The following is an 18,111-nucleotide window of genomic DNA, read 5'->3' on the forward strand; positions in this document are numbered from 1 at the left end:
TCGGGGGCGGGGGAACCCGGCGGCGGGGGAGGGTTGAGCATGTCTTCGATCGGCACGACGACGGAGAGGTCGAAGGCCTTCGTCGCCTTCGGGGCCACGATGTCGACGGGCTGCGCACCGCCGAGGAATCGCGCGACCTCGTCGATCGGCCGGACGGTCGCCGAGAGGCCGATCCGCTGCGCGGGCTTCTCGAGCAGCGCGTCGAGCCGCTCGAGGCTCACCGCGAGGTGCGCGCCGCGCTTGGTCGCAGCGACCGCGTGCACCTCGTCGATGATGACGGTGTGCACGCCCCGCAACGTCTCGGCCGCCTGGCTCGTCAGCATGAGATAAAGCGACTCGGGGGTCGTGATGAGGATGTCCGGAGGATCGGTCACGAGCTTGCGCCGATCGCTCGAACTCGTGTCGCCGGACCGCACGCCCACGGTCACGCCGGGGACCTGGATGCCGAGGCGTCGGGCCGACTGCCCGATACCGACGAGCGGCGACCGGAGATTGCGCTCCACGTCGACGCCAAGGGCCTTGAGTGGCGAGATGTAGAGGACGCGGGTGTTCGTTGCCGGGGTCTTGGTCGCGGTCTTCTTGCCGCGGCGCGGGGGATCGGCATCCGGTGTCTCGGGGGCCTTTTCGCGGAAGATGCGGTCGATCGCGAAGAGGAAGGCCGAGAGCGTCTTGCCGGACCCGGTCGGGGCGACCACGAGAGCGTTGCGCCCGGACGACACCGATTCCCACGCGCCCTTCTGCGCGTTCGTGGGGGCCGAGAACGCGCCGCGGAACCAGTCCTGCGTCGCAGGACCGAATCTGTCGAGGACGTCAGCCATGCCGACATCCTCTCTCGGACCTCCGACATCGGGCCGGGGTTGACGTTCGCCCGCCGCGGAACGGCCGGGCGGCCGCCTCCAGACGACACGTTCGTGCCGAGGCCACGCGTGACGCGCCGCCACCGCCCGTGACCTCGGCGGATGGCCTCCCCTCAGCTCCCCCTCGCGGCGGAGGCGGTGAGGTGCGCGGCGGCCTAGCGTGACCGTATGAACAACGCATCGTCGTCCCGGCGGGCCGCCGTCGCGGTCGTGTCCGTCTCCGTGTGCCTCGGTCTCGCGATCGGTGCCGCCCTGTGGTTCGGCTCGCAGAACCTCCTCATGGGCGCCACGATCGGTGGCATCCTCGCCCTGCTGTTCGGCGGTTTCGCGGTCTTCACGTTGCGTCAGGCGCATCCGTCGCAGGGCGGCGCGGGAACCGACGGCGGAGCCGCGATCGTCGGCGGCTTCGGCGACGGCGGCTGCGCGGACGGCGGAGGCGGGGGTGCCGACGGCGGCGGCGCCTGCTGAGCTCACGGCTCTCGCTCGATGAGCCTCCCGTCCTCCAGCTCCAGTTGGAGGTCAAGGTCCAGACGCCCGAGGAACGCGTCGTCATGGCTCACCACCAGGACCGCACCCCGGTACGCCTGGAGCGCGGCGACCAGTTGGTCGACCGTGTCGAGGTCGAGGTTGTTCGTCGGTTCGTCGAGCACGAGCAGCTGCGGGGGCGGATCGGCCAGCAGCACGCGGGCGAGGGCGACACGGAACCGCTCACCACCCGACAGCGAGCCGACCGGGCGGGTCACCGCGTCGCCGCGCACGAGGAACCGTGCCAGTCGATCGCGCACGAGCGCCACGGGAACGCCCGGCGCCGCCGCGCACACGGTGTCGAGGACGGATGCCGTGTCGTCGAGGCCGTCGAGACGCTGCGGCAGGTAGCCGACGTGCTCGACGCTCGCTCGGGCATGGATCGGCCCCGCGGGGTCCACGGCGCGGACGAGGCTCTCGAGAAGCGTCGTCTTGCCGATGCCGTTGCGACCCACCAGCGCGACGCGCTCGCGACCCGTGACGATCCACTCGCGCTCCTCGTCGCCGAGCGTCAGGATCCGCCGTCCGGCTGCGTTCCCCGGATCGGGCAGGTCGATGCGCACCACGTCGTCGTCGCGCACGCGGGCTGACGCCTCGTCGAGCGCGGCGCGCGCGGCATCCTCTTTCCCTTTCATCTCGATGCTCAGCCGCCCCGCGCTCACCTGCGCCGCGTTGGCGCGACCCCCCGCGATGATCTTCGGGACCCTCTTCTCGACCTTCGCCTTCTGCGCGACGCGGGATCGGGCGGCGAGCTTGTCGTACGACTCGATGCGCTGTCGCCGCTCGCGCCGCAGCGATTGGACCGCGTCGCGTTCGGCGCGCACGGCGGCCTCCTGCTCCGCGTCGCGGTGCGCGCGCCACACGCTGTAGGGGCCGCCGACGACGCTGAGGCTCTGGCCGTAGAGCTCGGCGGTGGCATCCATCAGCTCGAGCAGACCGACGTCGTGACTGACGATGACCAGCGTGCCGGGCCAGCTCTGAACGAGCTCGCTCACGCGCGCCCGGGCGTCGCGGTCGAGGTCGTTGGTCGGTTCGTCGAGGAGCGTGATGTCGGCCGCGCGGGCGCGGAGCCCGACGAGCGCGGTCAGCATCGTCTCCCCTCCCGAGAGCTCCCCGACGGTGCGGTCCAGGGCATCGGATGCCAGGCCCGCCTCGGCGAGCAGGGCGTGGGCGCGCGCCTCGACGTCCCAGTCGTCGCCGACCGCGTCGAAATGGTGCGGCGCCACGTCGCCCGACTCGATGGCGCGCAGGGCGGTCAGTGCCGTCTCGACGCCGAGGAGTGCCGAGACGGGTCGGTGCGGATCCGCCGCGAGACGCTGCGGGAGCATGACGACGTCACCGGATGCCGAGACCGTGCCGGAGGTGGGGGCGAGGTGCCCCGAGGCTAAGCGCAGGAGCGTGGACTTGCCGGCGCCGTTTCGGCCGACGAGACCGGTGCGGCCCCGGCCGAGGGCGCCGGAGACCTCGTCGAGGGCGACGGTTCCGTCGGGCCAGACGAGGCGGACGCGGTCAAAGACGAGGGAAGGGGAAACAGTTGACATGACGGAACTCCGGGAACGCGGGATGCGCGGACACCGGACCCGTCCGCGTCAGCGGAGGGCGGCCGAGAAACGGCGGGTCGACGGGTCAGCGCGCGGACAGGGGCGCGGAAGCGTCGACGTTCTTCACCGGAGGAGACCTCGTTCTCGGGGACAGGGCTGTCCACGTTAGCGGACTCGGGGTCGATGCGGAACCCCTGCGAACCGGTCGCCGTGGTTACGATGTCGGCGTGGTCACCTCCGCGCCTCTCGACCGTCAGCGAGCAGACGCTCGTCGGCGTCGGCTCCTGTTCGCGTGGGCGGTGACGTTCCCCGCGTGGGTGGTCGCGTTGCTCGTCGTCGGCATCTTCCTCGGCGACGTCGTGGGCGGCCTGCGCACCGGTGCGCTCTTGGGTGCTGTCATGGCCGCGGTGGGCTCGATCCCTCCCGGTCGAGGCGGCGGCTCCGTGTCGTCGTCTCCCTACGTCGACAGCGGCCCCGCGTCGGACGCCTCGTGCGGCGACAGCGGGGGAGGCGACAGCTCGCACTGCTGAGTCATTCCGCCGCCTCGCGGCCCGCGAGGCGCGCGTCGAGGAAGGCGCGGACGTCGTCGAGTTCGGCCTGCGAGATCGAGTGCGTCAGCCCCGGGTAGACCCGACCGCTCAGCTCGCTGTGCCCGGGGAGCCACTGCGCCGTCGCGTCGATCAGGGGCGTCGGGATGACGTCGTCCGCCGCGCCACGCCCCCAGAACACCGGGGGACGACGTTCGGCGAGGACGGCGTCCCCGGGGAGTTCGCCCCCTGCCGCGTAACCGGCCAGCACCACGACGAACGACACCGCCTCGGGGTCGACCCGCAGCGTCTGGAGGGCGACCGCGCCGCCCTGCGAGAAGCCGAGCAGTCCGACGGGCGCCGTGCCCGCGGCATCTTGCATCCAGGCGAGCACGGACTCCGCCGCGCGGGTGACGGCGTCCGGATCGCGTCCGTTCAGCCCCTCGATGGGGTACCACGAAGCCCCGGGCATGGGCCAGGGCGGGGTGAGCGGGGCGCGCAGACTCGCGATCACGTAGTCGGCGGGGAGGTACGGGGTGAGCCCGAACAGATCGTGCTCGTCGGAGCCGTATCCGTGGAGGAGGAGCAGGACTGGGCGATCCCCGCGTTCGTGCGCAGGCACGGACCACCGGACGAGGGCGGGATCGAGGGAGAGGGGCGTGCTCATGCGGCCATTGTGGCAAAGGCCTCCGACATCCGGCTCCTCGGGGCGGTGAGCCCCGGCCGCGGAAGGAGGACCCGGCGCGGGAGGACGTCCCGCCGGGCAGATCCCCTCCCGTCCCGGAATCCCCTCCCGTCGCGCGGGCCGATCCGCCGCCTCTGCGCGCGTCGACCCGCTGCGTTCTCGGAGGCCGACCCGCCGCGACCGCGCGGACACGCGGCATCGGCGGCGGACGGTTGGTATACAGGGAGCATGGCTGTCCGCACACCCGACCCCGAACCCGGCGACAACGGCGAAGAGCGCGAGCCGCTGTCCGGCCCCTTCTCGGGCGCACCCGGCGGCCCGAACACCAACCCGGGGTGGCTCAGCGAGGTCGAACTCGCCGAGGCACGGCGACGTCTCCCCATGCTCTACGTCGAGGCGCTGCCGGTACGCACCGACGGCATGGGCATGGTGACGCAGGTCGGCATCCTGTTGCGGGCGACCCCGCTCGGCGAGATGACCCGCACCCTCGTCTCGGGGCGCGTGCGGTACGGCGAGACCGTGCGCGACGCGCTGTTCCGCCACGTCGAGAACGACCTCGGGCCCATGGCCTTCCCCCTGCTCCCGCCGCAGCCGGCGCCGTTCACGGTGGCCGAGTACTTCCCGCTCCCGGGCGTCAGCGCGTTCCACGACGACCGGCAGCACGCCGTCGCCCTCGCGTACGTCGTTCCCGTGACCGGCACGTGCGAACCGCGTCAGGACGCGCTCGAGGTCACGTGGCTGTCGCCGGAGGAGGCGGCCTCCGATGCGCTCGCCGCCGAGATGGAGGGCGGCCGCGGCACCCTCGTCCGGCAGGGCCTCGCCTCGGTGGGCGCGCTACGCTGACGCGTCCCCTCCTGCACCGTTCGGGATTCCCGGCGGCTGTCCCCCGGACGTTGCCCGGTGTCGGAGACCCTGCCTAGGGTCGGAGGATGCCGGATTCTCCCGTGGAACCCCTGACCCTGCCTCGCGACCTCGACGGGTGGCGAGCCTTCGCCCGCGAGCGTCCGCGCGAACGGCTCGACCGCGTCGCCGAGATCGACGCACGGCTCGTCGCCGAGACGGAGTCGAGCGCCCGCGAGCGACTCGCCCTCTGGAACGAGGCCGAGCTCGCGCTCGCCGAGGCGGCCGCCCCCTCCCACCTGCTCAGCGAATCGCACCCCGACGCGGGCGTCCGTGACGCGGCCGAGGCCCAGGCCCAAGAGGTCGAGGCGGTGCAGGCGCGGCGCCTCCTCGACCGCGACCTGTGGAGCGTCTTCGCCCATCTCGACGCCGACGGGCTCGCCCCTGACGAACTCCGCCTCCTCGACCAGATCCGTCGGGACTTCCGTCGCGGCGGCGTCGATCTCGCGGATGCCGATCGTGAGCGCGTTCGCGAGCTGACCGACCGCGACACCGAGCTGTCCTTGACCTTCTCTCGGAACGTCCGCGAGGGGCGCCGCGAGATTCGGGTGCCCGCCGCCTCGCTCCAGGGGCTGCCCGCCGACTTCATCGAGGCGCACCCCGCCGACGACGATGGGCTCGTGACACTCACCACCGAGTACACCGACCTCATGCCTGTGCGCGAGTACGCACGCGATCGGTCGGTGCGTCAGGCCCTCGTCGGCGCGTACAACGATCTCGCGTGGCCCGTGAACGAACCGGTCCTCGCGGAGCTCCTCGCGGTCCGCGCGGAGCGGGCGGACCTGCTCGGCTACGGCGACTGGGCCGACTACGAGACCGAGACGCGCATGATCGGCTCGAGCGCGGCCGCGGCCGCGTTCCTCGAGCGCGTCGCGGCGGCGGCGGCCCCCGCCGCGACCGCGGAGTATGAGCGCGTCCTGGCCCGTCTGCGCCGCGATGATCCCGACGCGGACGCCGTCACGATCGCCGACTTCTGGTACGTCCTGGGCGCACTCAAGCGCGAGGAGTACGACGTGGACGCGCAGCTCGTGCGCTCGTATTTCCGGTTCGATCGGGTGCTCGACGGCGTGCTCGCCACGACGGGTCGATTGCTCGACGTCGACTACGTGCCGGTCGCGACCACGTCCTGGCACGACGACGTGCGCACGTACGACGTCGTCCGCGCGGGGGAGCGGCTCGGGCGCATCCACCTCGACCTGCACCCGCGCGACGGCAAGTACAACCACGCCGCGTGCTTCGGTCTCGCGCCCGGCATCGCCGGTCGCGCGTTGCCCGAGTCGGTCCTGCTGTGCAACTTCTCGCGCGGCCTCCTCGAGCACGACGAGGTCGTGACGTTCTTCCACGAGTTCGGCCACCTCGTGCACGACATCCTCGGCGGGCACCAGAAGTGGGCGCGTTGGACGGGGGTGGCCACCGAGTGGGACTTCGTCGAGGCGCCGAGCCAGCTGCTCGAGGAGTGGGCCTGGGATCACGAGGCGCTCGCCGCCTTCGCGGTGAACGACGAGGGCGAGTCCATTCCCGCCGATCTCGTCGCGCGCATGCGCACCGCCGACGCGTTCGGTCGCGGACTCGAGGTGACCCGGCAGCTCGGCCACGCGACGACCTCGTACCGTCTGCACGTGGACCGCCCCGCAGATCTCGCTGCCGCCGTCGACGGGTACTACCGCGCCGCGAGCCCGGTGACTCCGCTCGATGGGTCGCACTCCTACGCCGGTTTCGGGCACCTCACCGGCTACGGCGCCTGCTACTACACCTACCAGTGGAGCCTCGTGATCGCGCGCGACCTGCTCTCGGCGTTCGGCGGCGACCTCTTCGATGAGGACACCGCCACCCGCTACCGGCGCGAGATCCTCGAACCGGGCGGCACGCGCGATGCGCGAGAACTCGTCGAGGCCTTCCTCGGCCGCGAGAACACGTTCGACGCCTACCGGGACTGGCTCGCCGGGTCATGAGACGCCGAGGGGCACGGCATCCATCCCGATCAGGACGGATGCCGTGGGCCCTCGGCCGTGTCTCGACACGGGTCGAGCGGTGTCGCTGGGAGACCGCGGCGTGATCGCGGGGCGGCATGTGCCGCGTCGTCCGCGGATGCCGGGCGCGCGACGTCGGGCTCAGCTCACGCGGTCGTCTCGCGCGCGATCGCCGCGACGAACGCGTCGATGTCGTCTTCGGTGGTGTCGAACGAGCACATCCACCGCACCTCGCGGCGCAGCTCGTCCTCCCCACCGCCACTCGAATCATCGCTGTCGCGCTGATCCGAGCCTCCGTCGGCGGGGCCCCAATCGTAGAAGCGGAAGCTCGCGCGCAGCCGGTCGGCGACCCCGACGGGAAGGATCGCGAAGACGCCGTTGGCCTGGGTGGGCTGCGTGAACTCCACGCCCTGGATCGAGCCGTCGGCGAGGCCCGCCTCGACGCCCGCGCGCAGGCGCTGGGCCATCGCGTTCGAGTGACGCGCGTTGCGCAGCCACAGGTCGTCCTCGAGCAGGGCGACGAGCTGCGCCGAGACGAAGCGCATCTTGCTCGAGAGCTGCATGTCCAGCTTGCGCAGGTAGGTCAGCCCCGTCGAGGCCTCGGGGTCCAGCACGACGATGGCCTCGCCGATCATCGCGCCGTTCTTCGTGCCTCCGAAGCTCAGCACGTCGACGCCGGCGTCGCGGGTGAAGGCCCGCAGCGGCACGTCGAGCGCCGCGGCGGCATTCGAGATGCGGGCGCCGTCCATGTGCAGGCGCATGCCGTGCCCGTGGGCGTGGTCGGCCAGCGCGCGGATCTCGTCGACGGTGTACAGCGTGCCGAGCTCGGTCGACTGCGTGATCGACACCACCAGCGGCTGTGCGCGGTGCTCGTCGCCCCAGCCCCACGCCTCGCGGTCGACGAGCTCGGGGGTGAGCTTGCCGTCGTCGGTGGGGACCGTCAGCAGCTTGATGCCGCCGACGCGCTCGGGGGCTCCGCCCTCGTCGACGTTGATGTGCGCGGTGGATGCCGAGATCACGGCGCCCCAGCGGGGGAGCATCGACTGCAGGCCGACGACGTTCGCGCCCGTGCCGTTGAACACGGGATAGGCCTCGACCCCCTCGCCCAGCAGCGAGACGAACAGCTCCTGCAAGCGCGCGGTGTAGACGTCTTCGCCGTAGGCGACCTGGTGGCCCTCGTTGGCCGCGGCGATCGCGGCGAGGACGTCGGGGTGGATGCCGGAATAGTTGTCGGAGGCGAAGCCGCGCACCGACGTGTCGTGGAGGGAAGTCACCCCACCAGCGTAACTTTTCCCGGCTCCTCCCCAGGGGTGATCTCCTCCACAGAACGCCCCCGGACACGACGGGGTGTCGGTGCCCCCGGCGACAATGGGGGGATGAGGTTGGATCCCGAAGCGCTCAGCATCGCCGGCGAGATGTTCTCGTCGTCCGCGATGATCCGCGCCGATCGCCTCCTCGTCTACGGCTCCGTCGAGGTGGGAGACGCGAGGGCGGTCGGTGACATGCTCGTGGTGACGGCGCAGTCCTTCGGCGCGGCCGGCTACGAGCACCTCGAGCTGCAGGTCGCCGCCGACTTCTCCCGCCTCTCCGGGTGGTGTTCCTGCGGTCGCGGCCCCGAGTGCGAGCACTCGTGCGCGGCGGCGCTCGTCCTCCTCGACCGGCTGATCTCCGCCGGTCGTCCGCCACGCCCCGAGTGGCAGCGTTCGCTCGACGAGCTGTTCGCGGCCGCGCCTCCCGCCGACGACGAGGCGCCGTTCGACCTGTGCCTCTTCCTATCCGTCCGGCGGGGCGGCGGTCGAGGGTACGGAACCGCCTTGACCCTCACCGCGCGGCCCGGGGTGCGCGGCACACGCGGCACCTGGATCAAGGGGCGCGCGGGCTGGTCGGCCCTCGCGGCCCTCCCCGCCGATCCGCGCGCTCGCGCCGCCCTCGACAGCCTCGGCCGGTTGGGGCGGTACGGCGCCGGTGCGTACCTCTCCGACGAATGGATGCCGCTGTCCGCCGTGCCCCCGCACTCGCTGTGGCTGCAGCTCGACGCCGTGGTGGCAGCGGGGGTGCCGCTGGTGTCGGGATCCGGCGCGCACCATCCCGTGCGGATCCTCGAGGAGCCGGTGGCGGCCGCGGTGACGCTGGACCGGCGGGGCAGCACGCTCCACGTGCGCGGGGGTGTCCAGGGCGTCGACGAGGTCACCGCGGTCCTGCCCTCGTGGGTGGTCGGCGAGCCGGCGGTCGCCGTGGCCTTCGTGGCCGATCGCGACGGCGCCGACGAGCGCATCACCCTCGCGCGGCTGTCCGTTCCCGTGTCGGGCCCCGTGCGCGGGTTGCTGGCGCGGCCGGGCGCTCTCACGATCGACGAGGGCGGGACTCCGACCTTCTTGCGGGACTATCTACCCCGCCTTCAGCTGGAGGCCCCGGTGGCGTCCCCGAGGGGCACCGTCGACGTGCCGCCCCCGCCCCTCCCGGTGCTCGAGCTGCTCGTCGAGCATCGAGACGGGTCGACGTTCCTCTCCACGCGATGGGACCGGTCGCCGACGCGGGGGCGTCGCCATGGCGAGCACGAAAGAGCGGTCTGGAGCACGGTCGAGCCCCTCGCCGCCGAGATGCGCATCGGGATCCCCGCTCCCTTCCCGACGGGTGCCGCCCCGGCGCGAGCACTCAGCGCCGGCGACGCAGCGCTGCTCGTGGCGGAGGGGCTGCCCCGGCTGCGGTCGCTCGCGCACGTCCGCGTGCAGACCAGCGGAGATGATCCCGTCTACCGGGTGTCGGAGGACGCCCCGGTCATCCAGCTGAGCACGGGCGACGACGACGGCAGCGACTGGTTCGACCTGCACGCCCGCGTCACCGTCGGCGACGTCGAGGTGGAGTTCACGTCTCTCTACACGGCCCTGGCGCTGGGCGATCGCGTGCTGTTCCTCGGCGAGGGCGCCTACGTCCGACTCGACACTCCCGAGTTCGACCGACTCCGCGCGGTGATCGATGAGGCGCGCACGCTCGCCGACCGCCCCGGCGCCGACCTGTCCGTCAACCGCTACAACGTGGGCCTGTGGGACGACCTGTCCGAACTCGGCATGGTCGCCGCGCACGAGGCGGAGTGGTGGCTGCGCGTCCGCGGTCTGACCGACGACGTCGCCCTCGAGCCGGTCGATCCACCGGCCGGGCTTCGCGCGACCCTGCGCGACTACCAGCGCACCGGTCTCGATTGGCTGCACTTCCTCCGGGTGCACGGGCTCGGCGGCATCCTGGCCGACGACATGGGCCTCGGAAAGACCGTGCAGACCATCGCGATGATGGAGGCCGCTCGTGCCGCCGATCCGGCGATGGCCCCCTTCCTGATCGTCGCGCCGACCAGCGTCGTGGGCAACTGGGCGCGCGAGTGCGCGACTTTCGCCCCGGAGCTCGAGGTGCGCACCGTCTCGGCCACGCGCGCGAGACGGTCGTCGGGCATCGCCGAGGAGGCCGCCGGCGCGCACGTCGTCGTGACGAGCTACGCCCTGTTCCGTCTGGAGCAGGAGCAGTACGCCGAGGTCGCGTGGTCGGGGCTCGTCCTCGACGAGGCGCAGCAGATCAAGAACCCCGCCTCGAGGGGCTATCGCGCGGCGCGCAGCCTCGCGGTGCCCTTCACGCTCGTCATCACGGGCACACCCATGGAGAACAACCTGCTCGAGCTGTGGGCGCTGATGTCGCTCGTGGCGCCGGGGCTCCTCGGCACGAGGGAGTCCTTCACCGAGCTCTACCGCACCCCCATCGAGAAGCACTCCGATCGCGCGCGGCTCGATCTTCTGCGTCGCCGTATCCGGCCCTTCCTCCTGCGCCGCACGAAGGAGCTCGTGGCATCCGAGCTCCCGCCCAAGCAGGAGACCGTCGTCGCGGTCGAGCTGCACCCCGCCCACCGCAAGCTCTACGATCGACGCTTCCACCGCGAGCGGCAGCGCCTGCTCGGTCTGCTCGACGACGATGCCGACGGCAACAGGTTCGCGATCTTCCGGTCGTTGACGATGCTGCGCCAGCTGGCGCTCGATCCCTCCCTCGTCGACGAGGGGGAAGCTCCCTCGGCCAAGCTCGACGCCCTGGAGGAACTCCTCATCGAGGCGGCGGTCGAGGGGCACCGCGTCCTCGTGCTGAGTCAGTTCACGCGGTTCCTCCGTGCGGCTCGCCAGCGCGCGACCGACGCAGGACTCGCGTCGGGCTATCTCGACGGCGCGACGGTCGATCGTCAGGCGGTGATCGACGGCTTCCGCGAGGGAGATGACCCCGTGTTCTTCGTCTCGCTCAAAGCGGGCGGGGTCGGCCTCAACCTGGTCGAGGCCGACTACGTCGTGCTGCTCGATCCCTGGTGGAATCCCGCCGTCGAAGACCAGGCGATCGACCGTGCCCACCGCATCGGGCAGACGCGACCGGTGATCGTGTACCGGCTGGTCTCGTCCGACACCGTTGAAGAGAAGGTCGTGGCTCTGCGGGAGGCGAAGTCCGAGCTCTTCTCACGCGTGCTCGACGGGGGCGCCGACGACGGCGACGTCACCTTCGCCGGGGGGCCTCGTCTGACGGCCGACGACATCCGGGGCCTCCTCGACTGAGTCGCACGCGGGGTCCCGCTCGGTCGCGGAACCCGGTCGGTGTCGGAACCCGGTCGGTGCCCGGAACCCGGTCGGTGCCCGGAACCCGGTCGGTGCCGGAACCTCGGGGCACCCGGTCGACGGCCCGATCGCTCGCGACCCTCCGGCGCTCGCGCGAGATCGTCGTGCAGCTCGCTCGAACGGGCCTGGTCGATGTCGGAGGTCGGGTCTACCGTGTGCTCATGTCCGCTTCACAGCCTCCCGTCGCCGCCGCGGCCGTCGGTGCGGCGCGCGGGCGGCGCACGTTCCTGGCCGTCCTGATCAACACGGCCGCGGCGAACGTCACGACGAGCTTCCTCTGGTTCGCACTCACCTTCTGGGTGTACCTCGAGACGCGGTCGGTTCTCGCGACGGGTGTCGTCGGCGGCGCCTACATGCTGCTGCTCGCTGTCTTCGCCATGGTGTTCGGCACGCTGGTCGACCGCCACCGCAAGCACCGGGTCATGATCGTCTCCGGCGTCGTCACCCTCGCGGCCTTCCTCCTCGCGGGGGCCCTGTGGCTCGCTCTCCCCGAGTCGGTGCTGCTCGATCTCGGCGGGCCGTGGTTCTGGCTGTTCTCGGGGATCATCCTCGGTGGCGCCGTGATCGAGAATCTCCGCAACATCGCCCTCTCCACGACCGTGACCCTTCTCGTGCCGGTGGAGCGTCATGCGAATGCGAACGGTCTCGTGGGCACGGTGCAGGGCCTGGCGTTCGTCGTCACCAGTGTCTTCAGCGGACTCTCGGTCGGATTCCTGGGCATGGGGTGGACGCTCGCGATCGCCGTGGTGCTCACCGCGATAGCCCTCGTGCACCTCCTCACCATCCGGATCCCCGAGGCTCCGCCGGCGGCCGGCGCAGAACGAGGTCCCGTGGTCGACATCGGCGGGGCCGTCCGCGCGGTGCGCGCGGCGCCCGGACTCTTCGCCCTCCTGGTGTTCTCCACCTTCAACAACCTCATCGGGGGCGTCTACATGGCGCTCATGGACCCGTACGGCCTCGAGCTCTTCCGCCTCGAGATCGACGGCCGGGTCTACGACGTCGAGGTGTGGGGCGTCGTGCTCGCGGTCACGGCGACGGGCTTCATCATCGGCGGGGGTCTCGTCGCCAAGCGCGGACTCGGCCGCAACCCGATCCGGACGATGTTGTGGATCGTCATCGCCATGGGAGTGCTCGGCGCGGTCTTCACCCTCCGCGACTGGTGGTGGCTCTACGCGATCGGCATCTGGGTGTACATGGCGCTCATCCCGCCCGTGGAGGCCGCCGAGCAGACGGTCATCCAGAAGGTCGTGCCCTTCGCGACGCAGGGGCGCGTCTTCGGCTTCGCCGCGGCCTTCGAATCGGCGGCCGCGCCCGTGACCTCGTTCCTGATCGCCCCGATCGCGCAGTTCCTCGTCATCCCCTACATGGAGGGCGACAGCGGGCGCGCCACCTGGGGCTGGCTCGTGGGTGAAGGGCAGTCGCGGGGGATCGCTCTCGTGTTCGTGTTCGCCGGCCTGGCCATGGTCGTCGTCGGCGCCCTCGCGTTCTTCTCACGGTCGTACCGCGTGCTGTCGACGCAGTACCGAGCGGCGGACACGGATGTGTCCGGTGGCACTCCGGTCGACGCGGAGACGGATACCGCCGTCGACACCGACCCCGGAACCCGGGCATCCAGCTCCTAGGCGCCCGCCCCCACCTCGATCACCACGTCGTTGAACGCGTCCGCGGTGTCATCCCAGAGCGCCACGAAGGCGGCCGCCAGTGCCTCCTCGAGCCCCTCCAGGCTCTTCACGCGGAAGATCACGGCCGCCCCGGAGATCGCTCGGTCGGCATCGCGTGCGTTCTTGGCGAAACCCTGCGCGACGGCCCTCGTCCACGCCTCGCTCGCCGCCTTGATCGCCGCGTAGTTCGCCCCGCCCGCCAGGGGGCGTGCGACTGCCGTCGACGACACGATGGCGAGTCGGCCGGCGGGGGAGGCGCGCAGGTCCTCATCGAAGGCGCGGCTCACGACGCGCAGCGCGGTGAGCGAGCGCAGGAGGAACGCGAAATCCTCGTCGCTCTGTCCGGCCAACCCGCCGCCGCCACGCCAGCCTCCGACCAGGTGGAGCACACCGTCCACCCGTCCGTGCGCGGCGTGGACCCGCTCACGCAGGGCCGACACGGCATCCTCGTCGGTGAGGTCGCATCGTTCCCCGAGCGCGCCCGGTGCGTCGCGCACCGCGTCCGCGAGCCGCGCGGCATCCGATCCCACGATCACCACCCGTGCCCCGGCATCGAGCAGGGCACGCGCGGCCGCCCGCCCCGCCGCGCTCGTGCCCCCGGCGAGGAGGACGAGTGGTCCCCGGACGAGTTCCTGCGTCTGCTGCGTGTCGCTCACACTGTCTCCGTCGTCGTCATCGGCGTGGTCCTCCGAGTGTCCTCCGCGGCGGATCCGAGCGCGAGCGCTCCCGCGTCTCCTGGCCATGACGGGCCCTCCGCTCTGCGCCGCGTGTCCACGACACACCGTCCCCACCGGGATGCACGTCACCGGACGCGCGGCGGAGAGCGGGGATCAGTCCGTTCCGCGGATGCCCTCGGTCGAGGCGATCACCTGGCGCATCTTCTTCTCGAGCGCCTCGAAGAACATCGACAGCGGGAACTCGTCGTCCCGCACCGCGTCGGTGTACCCCTTCGGCAGGCCCGCGAGCACGTCGTCGGGCAGCCCGCGTGCCCAGACCGACGCTGGGTGCGGTGTCACGACCGAGCGCACCAGGTCGTAGGCGGCGAGCCAGTGGGCGGTCTTGGGACGGTCGATCGAGCGCCAGTAGAGCTCGTCGATGGCGTCAGCGAGAGCGATCACCGCGGCGGGTACTTCGTCCCAGTCGAAGGCGAGCGACGTGTCGGTCCAGTGCAGCACCCGCCGCTGGTGCAGCCAGGCGAACAACAGTTGACCTCCGAGGCCGTCGTAGTTGCGCACGCGCGATCCGGTGATGGCGAAGCGGAAGATACGGTCGAAGATCACCGCGTACTGGACGAGCCCGGCGTGGTCGAGCATGGCCTGCTCAGCGGCATCCAGGTCGTCCCGAGCCGACAGGCGGGCCTGCAGCGCGACGCACTCGCGGAACGCGGTGAGGTCGCAGCGCAGCTCTTCGAGCGAATAGAGGAAGAACGGCATGCGCTGCTTGATCATGAACGGGTCGAACGGCAGGTCGCCGCGCATGTGGGTGCGGTCGTGGATCAGGTCCCACATCACGAACGTCTCTTCGGCGAGAACCTGGTCATCGAGCAGCCGTGCGGCGTCGGCGGGGAGTTCGAGCTTGGTGATGTCGGCGGCGGCGCGGGTGACGCGGCGGTAGCGCGCGGCTTCGCGATCCTGGAAGATCGCGCCCCACGTGAAGGTGGGGATCTCGCGCATGGCCACGGTCTCAGGGAAGAGGACGGCCGAGTTGGTGTCGTACCCGGGCGTGAAGTCGATCAGTCGCAGCGAGACGAAGAGGCGGTTGGTGTACTCGGTCTCGAGACGAGCGATGAACTCGGGCCAGATCGCCTCGACGAGCACCGCCTCGACGTGGCGGTCGCGCGATCCGTTCTGCGTATACATCGGGAAGACGACCAGGTGACGGATGCCGTCGACCCGGTGCTCCTGGGGCTGGAAGGCCACGAGAGAGTCGAGGAAGTCGGGCACCCCGAGCCCTTCTGCCCTCCACCGGCGGAAATCGGCGGCCGAGGCCTCGAGGTAGGCGGCATCGTGGGGGAAAAGCGGGGAGAGGGCTTCGATCGCGTCGATGACATCGTCGAGCAGGGGAGCGGCTGCCGACGCGTCGGCGATCGACCCGTCGCTCGCCTGCAGCTTCTGCAGGGCGATGGTCGCGTTCTTCAGCTGTGCCCACGCGGGGGTGTGCTCGACCTCGGCGACGGTGCGGCCGTCGAGCAACTCGTGTGCGGTACGGGAAGGCGTCGCGATGGTCATGGCATCCTCCGGTCGTTGCGGTAAAAATTCCTGCTTGAGCGCAATGCTAACGGAAAACTTACGGATGCCGCGAGGGTCGACATGGCGCTCCCTGGTACTGTCGACCCCATGACCGAGGCTCCTGCTCGCCCGGCGCGCCTCGATGACGCCGTCGACGCCGCGATCGTCCGCGAGATCTCGCTCGACGCGCGCGCGACGCTGTCGCACCTGTCCGAACGCGTGGGGCTGTCCGTCTCGGCCGTGCAGTCGAGACTGCGCCGGCTCGAAGCGCGCGGAATCGTGCGCGGCTATCGCCCGGTTCTCGATGCCGAGGCACTCGGTCGTCCTCTCGCGGCCTTCGTCGAGATCACCCCGCTCGATCCCGCACAGCCCGACAACGCCCCCGAGCTGCTGGCGCACCTCACCGCGATCGAGGCGTGCCATTCCATCGCGGGGGAAGCGGCCTACATGCTGTTCGTCCGGGTCCCGACCCCCCGCGATCTCGAGGCGCTGATCCGCGACATCCGCGCGGCCGCGCACGTGAACACGCGCACCACGATCGTCCTGCAGACGTTCTTCGAGGCGCGTCCGATCGAGCCGGCCGACTTTCCCGCCTGACGCCGGGACTCCTCCTCCCCGAGTGCCGATCTCGGCGAGGCGTCCACGAATACATCGCCGGACGGATGCCACCTCCCTCCCTGGTCTGTAGCGTGGCCGCGATGCTCTCTCTCCGTCCGCTACGCCGCTATCAACTGGTGACCGATCTCGTCGTCGCCGGTCTTTTCGGGCTGCTCGCTCTCTCCCTCGAACTCGCGTCGGATGCTCCCTCCGTCCCCGTCGGCGTCGGCGCCTCCCTGATGGTCGTGGCCTTCACGGCCGCTGCGGCCATGCGGAGACTGAGCCCGGGCCTCGCGCTCGCCCTCGCCTGGGCGGGCGCGTTGCTGCAGATGGGGCTCGGCCGACAACCGTCGCCGACCGACGTCGTGGTCTTCGCGGTGTTGTACACGACCGCCGCCTACGGCACGCGGCGGGTGTTCTGGGCCGGGTTCGTCTCCGCGGTCGGGGGCGCCGTCGTCGTCTCGCTCTATCTGGTCGTCCGTACGCTCACCTCTCCCATCCAGCCGGAAGATGTCGCGGCGATCGTCGGAATCCTCCTCGCGGCGGCCTTCGCCCTGCTCCTGGCGTGGGTGACGGGGGCCCTCGTGCGAACGGCGATCCGTGCGACCGAGAACGGTCGGGCTCAGCGTGCGGCCGAGGCAGAGACCATCGCGGAACAACAGCGCGTGCGGATCGCCCGTGACATGCATGACGTCGTGGCCCACTCGCTCGCCGTCGTGATCGCCCAGGCGGACGGAGCCCGCTACGCGGCGACGGCCGACCCCGAGGCCGCCACGGCCGCCCTCGCCACGATCTCCACCACCGCCCGCGCGGCCCTCACCGACGTGCGCCAACTGCTCACGCAGCTGCGTCACACGCAGGCCGAGGGCCCGCAACCGCGGCTCGCCGACCTCGACGCGCTGTACACGCACGTGCGCGCCGCGGGCGTCGAGCTGTCGGTCGACGTCGATCCCGTCCCACCCGGAGAGCCGCCGGCGGCGATCCAGCTCGCGGTGTACCGCATTCTGCAGGAGGCGTTGACGAACGCCCTCCGCCACGGCGCCGACCCTCGCGTCGATGTGTACCTCGGGTGGCTCCCCGACCACGTCGAGCTCCTGGTGCGTAACGCGCGGGCGGCAGACGCTCCGGCTCCGCCGTCCGGCGGACACGGTCTCATCGGGATGCGCGAGCGTGCACAACTCGTCGGCGGCCGGCTGACCGCCGAGGCGCAGGGGCGGTTCTTCGTCGTGCGCGCGACCCTTCCCGTCCGGGCATCGCCATGAGCCGGCCGAGCCCCGAACACCCGACAGAACGATCCCCGAGAGGAACCGCCCGAGTGAGCACCCCCGTACGTATCGTTCTGGTCGACGATCAGGCGCTGTTCCGCGCCGGCATCCGGATGGTGATCGACTCGCAGCCCGACCTCGAGGTCGTGGGCGAAGCATCCGACGGTCGCGAGGGAATCGAGATGGTCCGCGCGACCCGGCCCGACCTCGTCCTCATGGACGTGCGCATGCCGGTCATGGACGGGCTCACCGCGACCGCGGAGATCCTCCGCGAGCCGGAGCCGCCCCGTGTCGTCGTCCTCACCACCTTCGACCTCGACGAGGCCGCTGCGCGGGCCATCCAACGCGGCGCGAGCGGATTCCTCCTCAAGGACTCGGAGCCCGAATTCCTCCTGTCCGCCATCCGCACCGTGCACGCGGGGTCGGCCGTCATCGCGGCGGAGGCGACGCGCGAGCTCTTCGCCCACATCGCCGAGAACGGCACCGCGGAACCCGTACCGACCAGCTTCGGCGAGCTGACCGAGCGTGAGCGCGAGATCTTCCTGCTCGCGGCCGCGGGACTCAGCAACGGCGAGATCGCGGCGCGCGAATTCCTCTCCGAAGCCACGGTGAAGACCCACATCAGTCGGATCCTCTCCAAGCTCTCGCTCCGGGATCGCGTGCAACTCGTTGTCTTCGCGTACCGGCACGGCCTGGTCTGAGGCCTCCGCGCCGGGCGTTG

15 protein-coding genes are annotated in these 18,111 nt (G+C 71.3%); 9 read left to right on the top strand and 6 right to left on the bottom strand.

The genetic code is table 11. The annotated features are described in order from the left end of the window. The coding region (locus tag NS220_RS03515; protein WP_058622722.1) for a DEAD/DEAH box helicase at window positions 1–818 on the bottom strand (818 nt) is incomplete at its 3' end. A 207-nt stretch (window positions 819–1,025) separates the two neighbouring features. Between NS220_RS03515 and NS220_RS03520 the strand changes: the two genes are divergently transcribed. Further along, window positions 1,026–1,325: a hypothetical protein gene (locus NS220_RS03520; RefSeq protein ID WP_058622723.1), complete on the top strand. Its 300-nt coding sequence runs from the start codon at window positions 1,026–1,028 to the stop codon at window positions 1,323–1,325. A gap of 2 nt (window positions 1,326–1,327) precedes the next feature. Here NS220_RS03520 and NS220_RS03525 read toward each other — a convergent pair whose 3' ends face one another. Further along, entirely contained in the window at window positions 1,328–2,923 is a 1,596-nt protein-coding gene (locus tag NS220_RS03525; RefSeq protein ID WP_058622724.1) for an ABC-F family ATP-binding cassette domain-containing protein, read from the bottom strand. 227 nt (window positions 2,924–3,150) lie between these two features. Between NS220_RS03525 and NS220_RS03530 the strand changes: the two genes are divergently transcribed. Next, a complete protein-coding gene (locus tag NS220_RS03530) occupies window positions 3,151–3,453 on the top strand; it encodes a hypothetical protein (RefSeq protein WP_058622725.1) in 303 nt (100 codons plus the stop codon). 1 nt (window position 3,454) lies between these two features. On the opposite strand, the gene NS220_RS03535 is transcribed toward NS220_RS03530, so the two are convergent. Next, complete coding sequence (locus NS220_RS03535) at window positions 3,455–4,117, bottom strand: alpha/beta hydrolase (protein WP_058622726.1); 663 nt, start codon at window positions 4,115–4,117, stop codon at window positions 3,455–3,457. Window positions 4,118–4,363: 246 nt separating this feature from the next. Between NS220_RS03535 and NS220_RS03540 the strand changes: the two genes are divergently transcribed. Both NS220_RS03540 and NS220_RS03545 read left to right on the top strand, forming a co-directional pair. Then, a complete protein-coding gene (locus NS220_RS03540; protein ID WP_058622727.1) occupies window positions 4,364–4,978 on the top strand; it encodes an NUDIX hydrolase family protein in 615 nt (204 codons plus the stop codon). A gap of 86 nt (window positions 4,979–5,064) precedes the next feature. Beyond that, window positions 5,065–6,987, top strand: coding sequence for a M3 family metallopeptidase (locus tag NS220_RS03545; RefSeq protein ID WP_058622728.1), 1,923 nt, complete (start codon window positions 5,065–5,067; stop codon window positions 6,985–6,987). A 164-nt stretch (window positions 6,988–7,151) separates the two neighbouring features. Here NS220_RS03545 and NS220_RS03550 read toward each other — a convergent pair whose 3' ends face one another. Next, a complete protein-coding gene (locus NS220_RS03550) occupies window positions 7,152–8,279 on the bottom strand; it encodes a threonine aldolase family protein (RefSeq protein ID WP_058622729.1) in 1,128 nt (375 codons plus the stop codon). A 102-nt stretch (window positions 8,280–8,381) separates the two neighbouring features. On the opposite strand from NS220_RS03550, the gene NS220_RS03555 reads away from it, so the two are divergent. Together NS220_RS03555 and NS220_RS03560 are read left to right on the top strand one after the other, a co-directional pair. Then, on the top strand, window positions 8,382–11,579 hold the full coding sequence (locus tag NS220_RS03555) for a DEAD/DEAH box helicase (protein ID WP_058622730.1): 3,198 nt from the start codon (window positions 8,382–8,384) through the stop codon (window positions 11,577–11,579). A gap of 221 nt (window positions 11,580–11,800) precedes the next feature. After that, window positions 11,801–13,261 (top strand): MFS transporter, encoded by a 1,461-nt coding sequence (locus NS220_RS03560; protein WP_081322967.1) that lies wholly within the window; start codon window positions 11,801–11,803, stop codon window positions 13,259–13,261. On the opposite strand, the gene NS220_RS03565 is transcribed toward NS220_RS03560, so the two are convergent. After that, complete coding sequence (locus tag NS220_RS03565) at window positions 13,258–13,956, bottom strand: SDR family NAD(P)-dependent oxidoreductase (protein WP_058622731.1); 699 nt, start codon at window positions 13,954–13,956, stop codon at window positions 13,258–13,260. The genes NS220_RS03560 and NS220_RS03565 overlap by 4 nt on opposite strands. A gap of 174 nt (window positions 13,957–14,130) precedes the next feature. Next, the gene (locus NS220_RS03570; protein ID WP_058622732.1) at window positions 14,131–15,528 is read right to left on the bottom strand and encodes a DUF6421 family protein; all 1,398 of its coding nucleotides are present in this window, start codon (window positions 15,526–15,528) and stop codon (window positions 14,131–14,133) included. Between the two features lie 108 nt (window positions 15,529–15,636). Here NS220_RS03570 and NS220_RS03575 point away from each other — a divergent pair, with 108 nt between their 5' ends. The 3 genes from NS220_RS03575 to NS220_RS03585 all read left to right on the top strand — a co-directional run bounded on the left by NS220_RS03575 (window position 15,637) and on the right by NS220_RS03585 (window position 18,091). Further along, a complete protein-coding gene (locus NS220_RS03575) occupies window positions 15,637–16,125 on the top strand; it encodes an Lrp/AsnC family transcriptional regulator (protein WP_013584080.1) in 489 nt (162 codons plus the stop codon). 101 nt (window positions 16,126–16,226) lie between these two features. Next, window positions 16,227–17,387, top strand: coding sequence for a sensor histidine kinase (locus NS220_RS03580; RefSeq protein WP_242864517.1), 1,161 nt, complete (start codon window positions 16,227–16,229; stop codon window positions 17,385–17,387). A 53-nt stretch (window positions 17,388–17,440) separates the two neighbouring features. Further along, window positions 17,441–18,091: a response regulator gene (locus tag NS220_RS03585; protein WP_058622734.1), complete on the top strand. Its 651-nt coding sequence runs from the start codon at window positions 17,441–17,443 to the stop codon at window positions 18,089–18,091. Window positions 18,092–18,111 lie beyond the last annotated feature (20 nt).

Origin of the sequence: Microbacterium testaceum (assembly GCF_001476655.1) — a bacterium.
Classification (GTDB): Bacteria; Actinomycetota; Actinomycetes; order Actinomycetales; family Microbacteriaceae; genus Microbacterium; species Microbacterium testaceum_C.

Bases quoted from the DNA above. Each gene is read 5' to 3' on its own strand.
- NS220_RS03520 (WP_058622723.1), top strand. From the start codon at position 1,026: ATGAACAACGCATCGTCGTCCCGGCGGGCCGCCGTCGCGGTCGTGTCC.
- NS220_RS03525 (WP_058622724.1), bottom strand. From the start codon at position 2,923: ATGTCAACTGTTTCCCCTTCCCTCGTCTTTGACCGCGTCCGCCTCGTC.
- NS220_RS03535 (WP_058622726.1), bottom strand. From the start codon at position 4,117: ATGAGCACGCCCCTCTCCCTCGATCCCGCCCTCGTCCGGTGGTCCGTG.
- NS220_RS03540 (WP_058622727.1), top strand. From the start codon at position 4,364: ATGGCTGTCCGCACACCCGACCCCGAACCCGGCGACAACGGCGAAGAG.
- NS220_RS03545 (WP_058622728.1), top strand. From the start codon at position 5,065: ATGCCGGATTCTCCCGTGGAACCCCTGACCCTGCCTCGCGACCTCGAC.
- NS220_RS03555 (WP_058622730.1), top strand. From the start codon at position 8,382: ATGAGGTTGGATCCCGAAGCGCTCAGCATCGCCGGCGAGATGTTCTCG.
- NS220_RS03560 (WP_081322967.1), top strand. From the start codon at position 11,801: ATGTCCGCTTCACAGCCTCCCGTCGCCGCCGCGGCCGTCGGTGCGGCG.
- NS220_RS03570 (WP_058622732.1), bottom strand. From the start codon at position 15,528: ATGACCATCGCGACGCCTTCCCGTACCGCACACGAGTTGCTCGACGGC.
- NS220_RS03575 (WP_013584080.1), top strand. From the start codon at position 15,637: ATGACCGAGGCTCCTGCTCGCCCGGCGCGCCTCGATGACGCCGTCGAC.
- NS220_RS03580 (WP_242864517.1), top strand. From the start codon at position 16,227: ATGCTCTCTCTCCGTCCGCTACGCCGCTATCAACTGGTGACCGATCTC.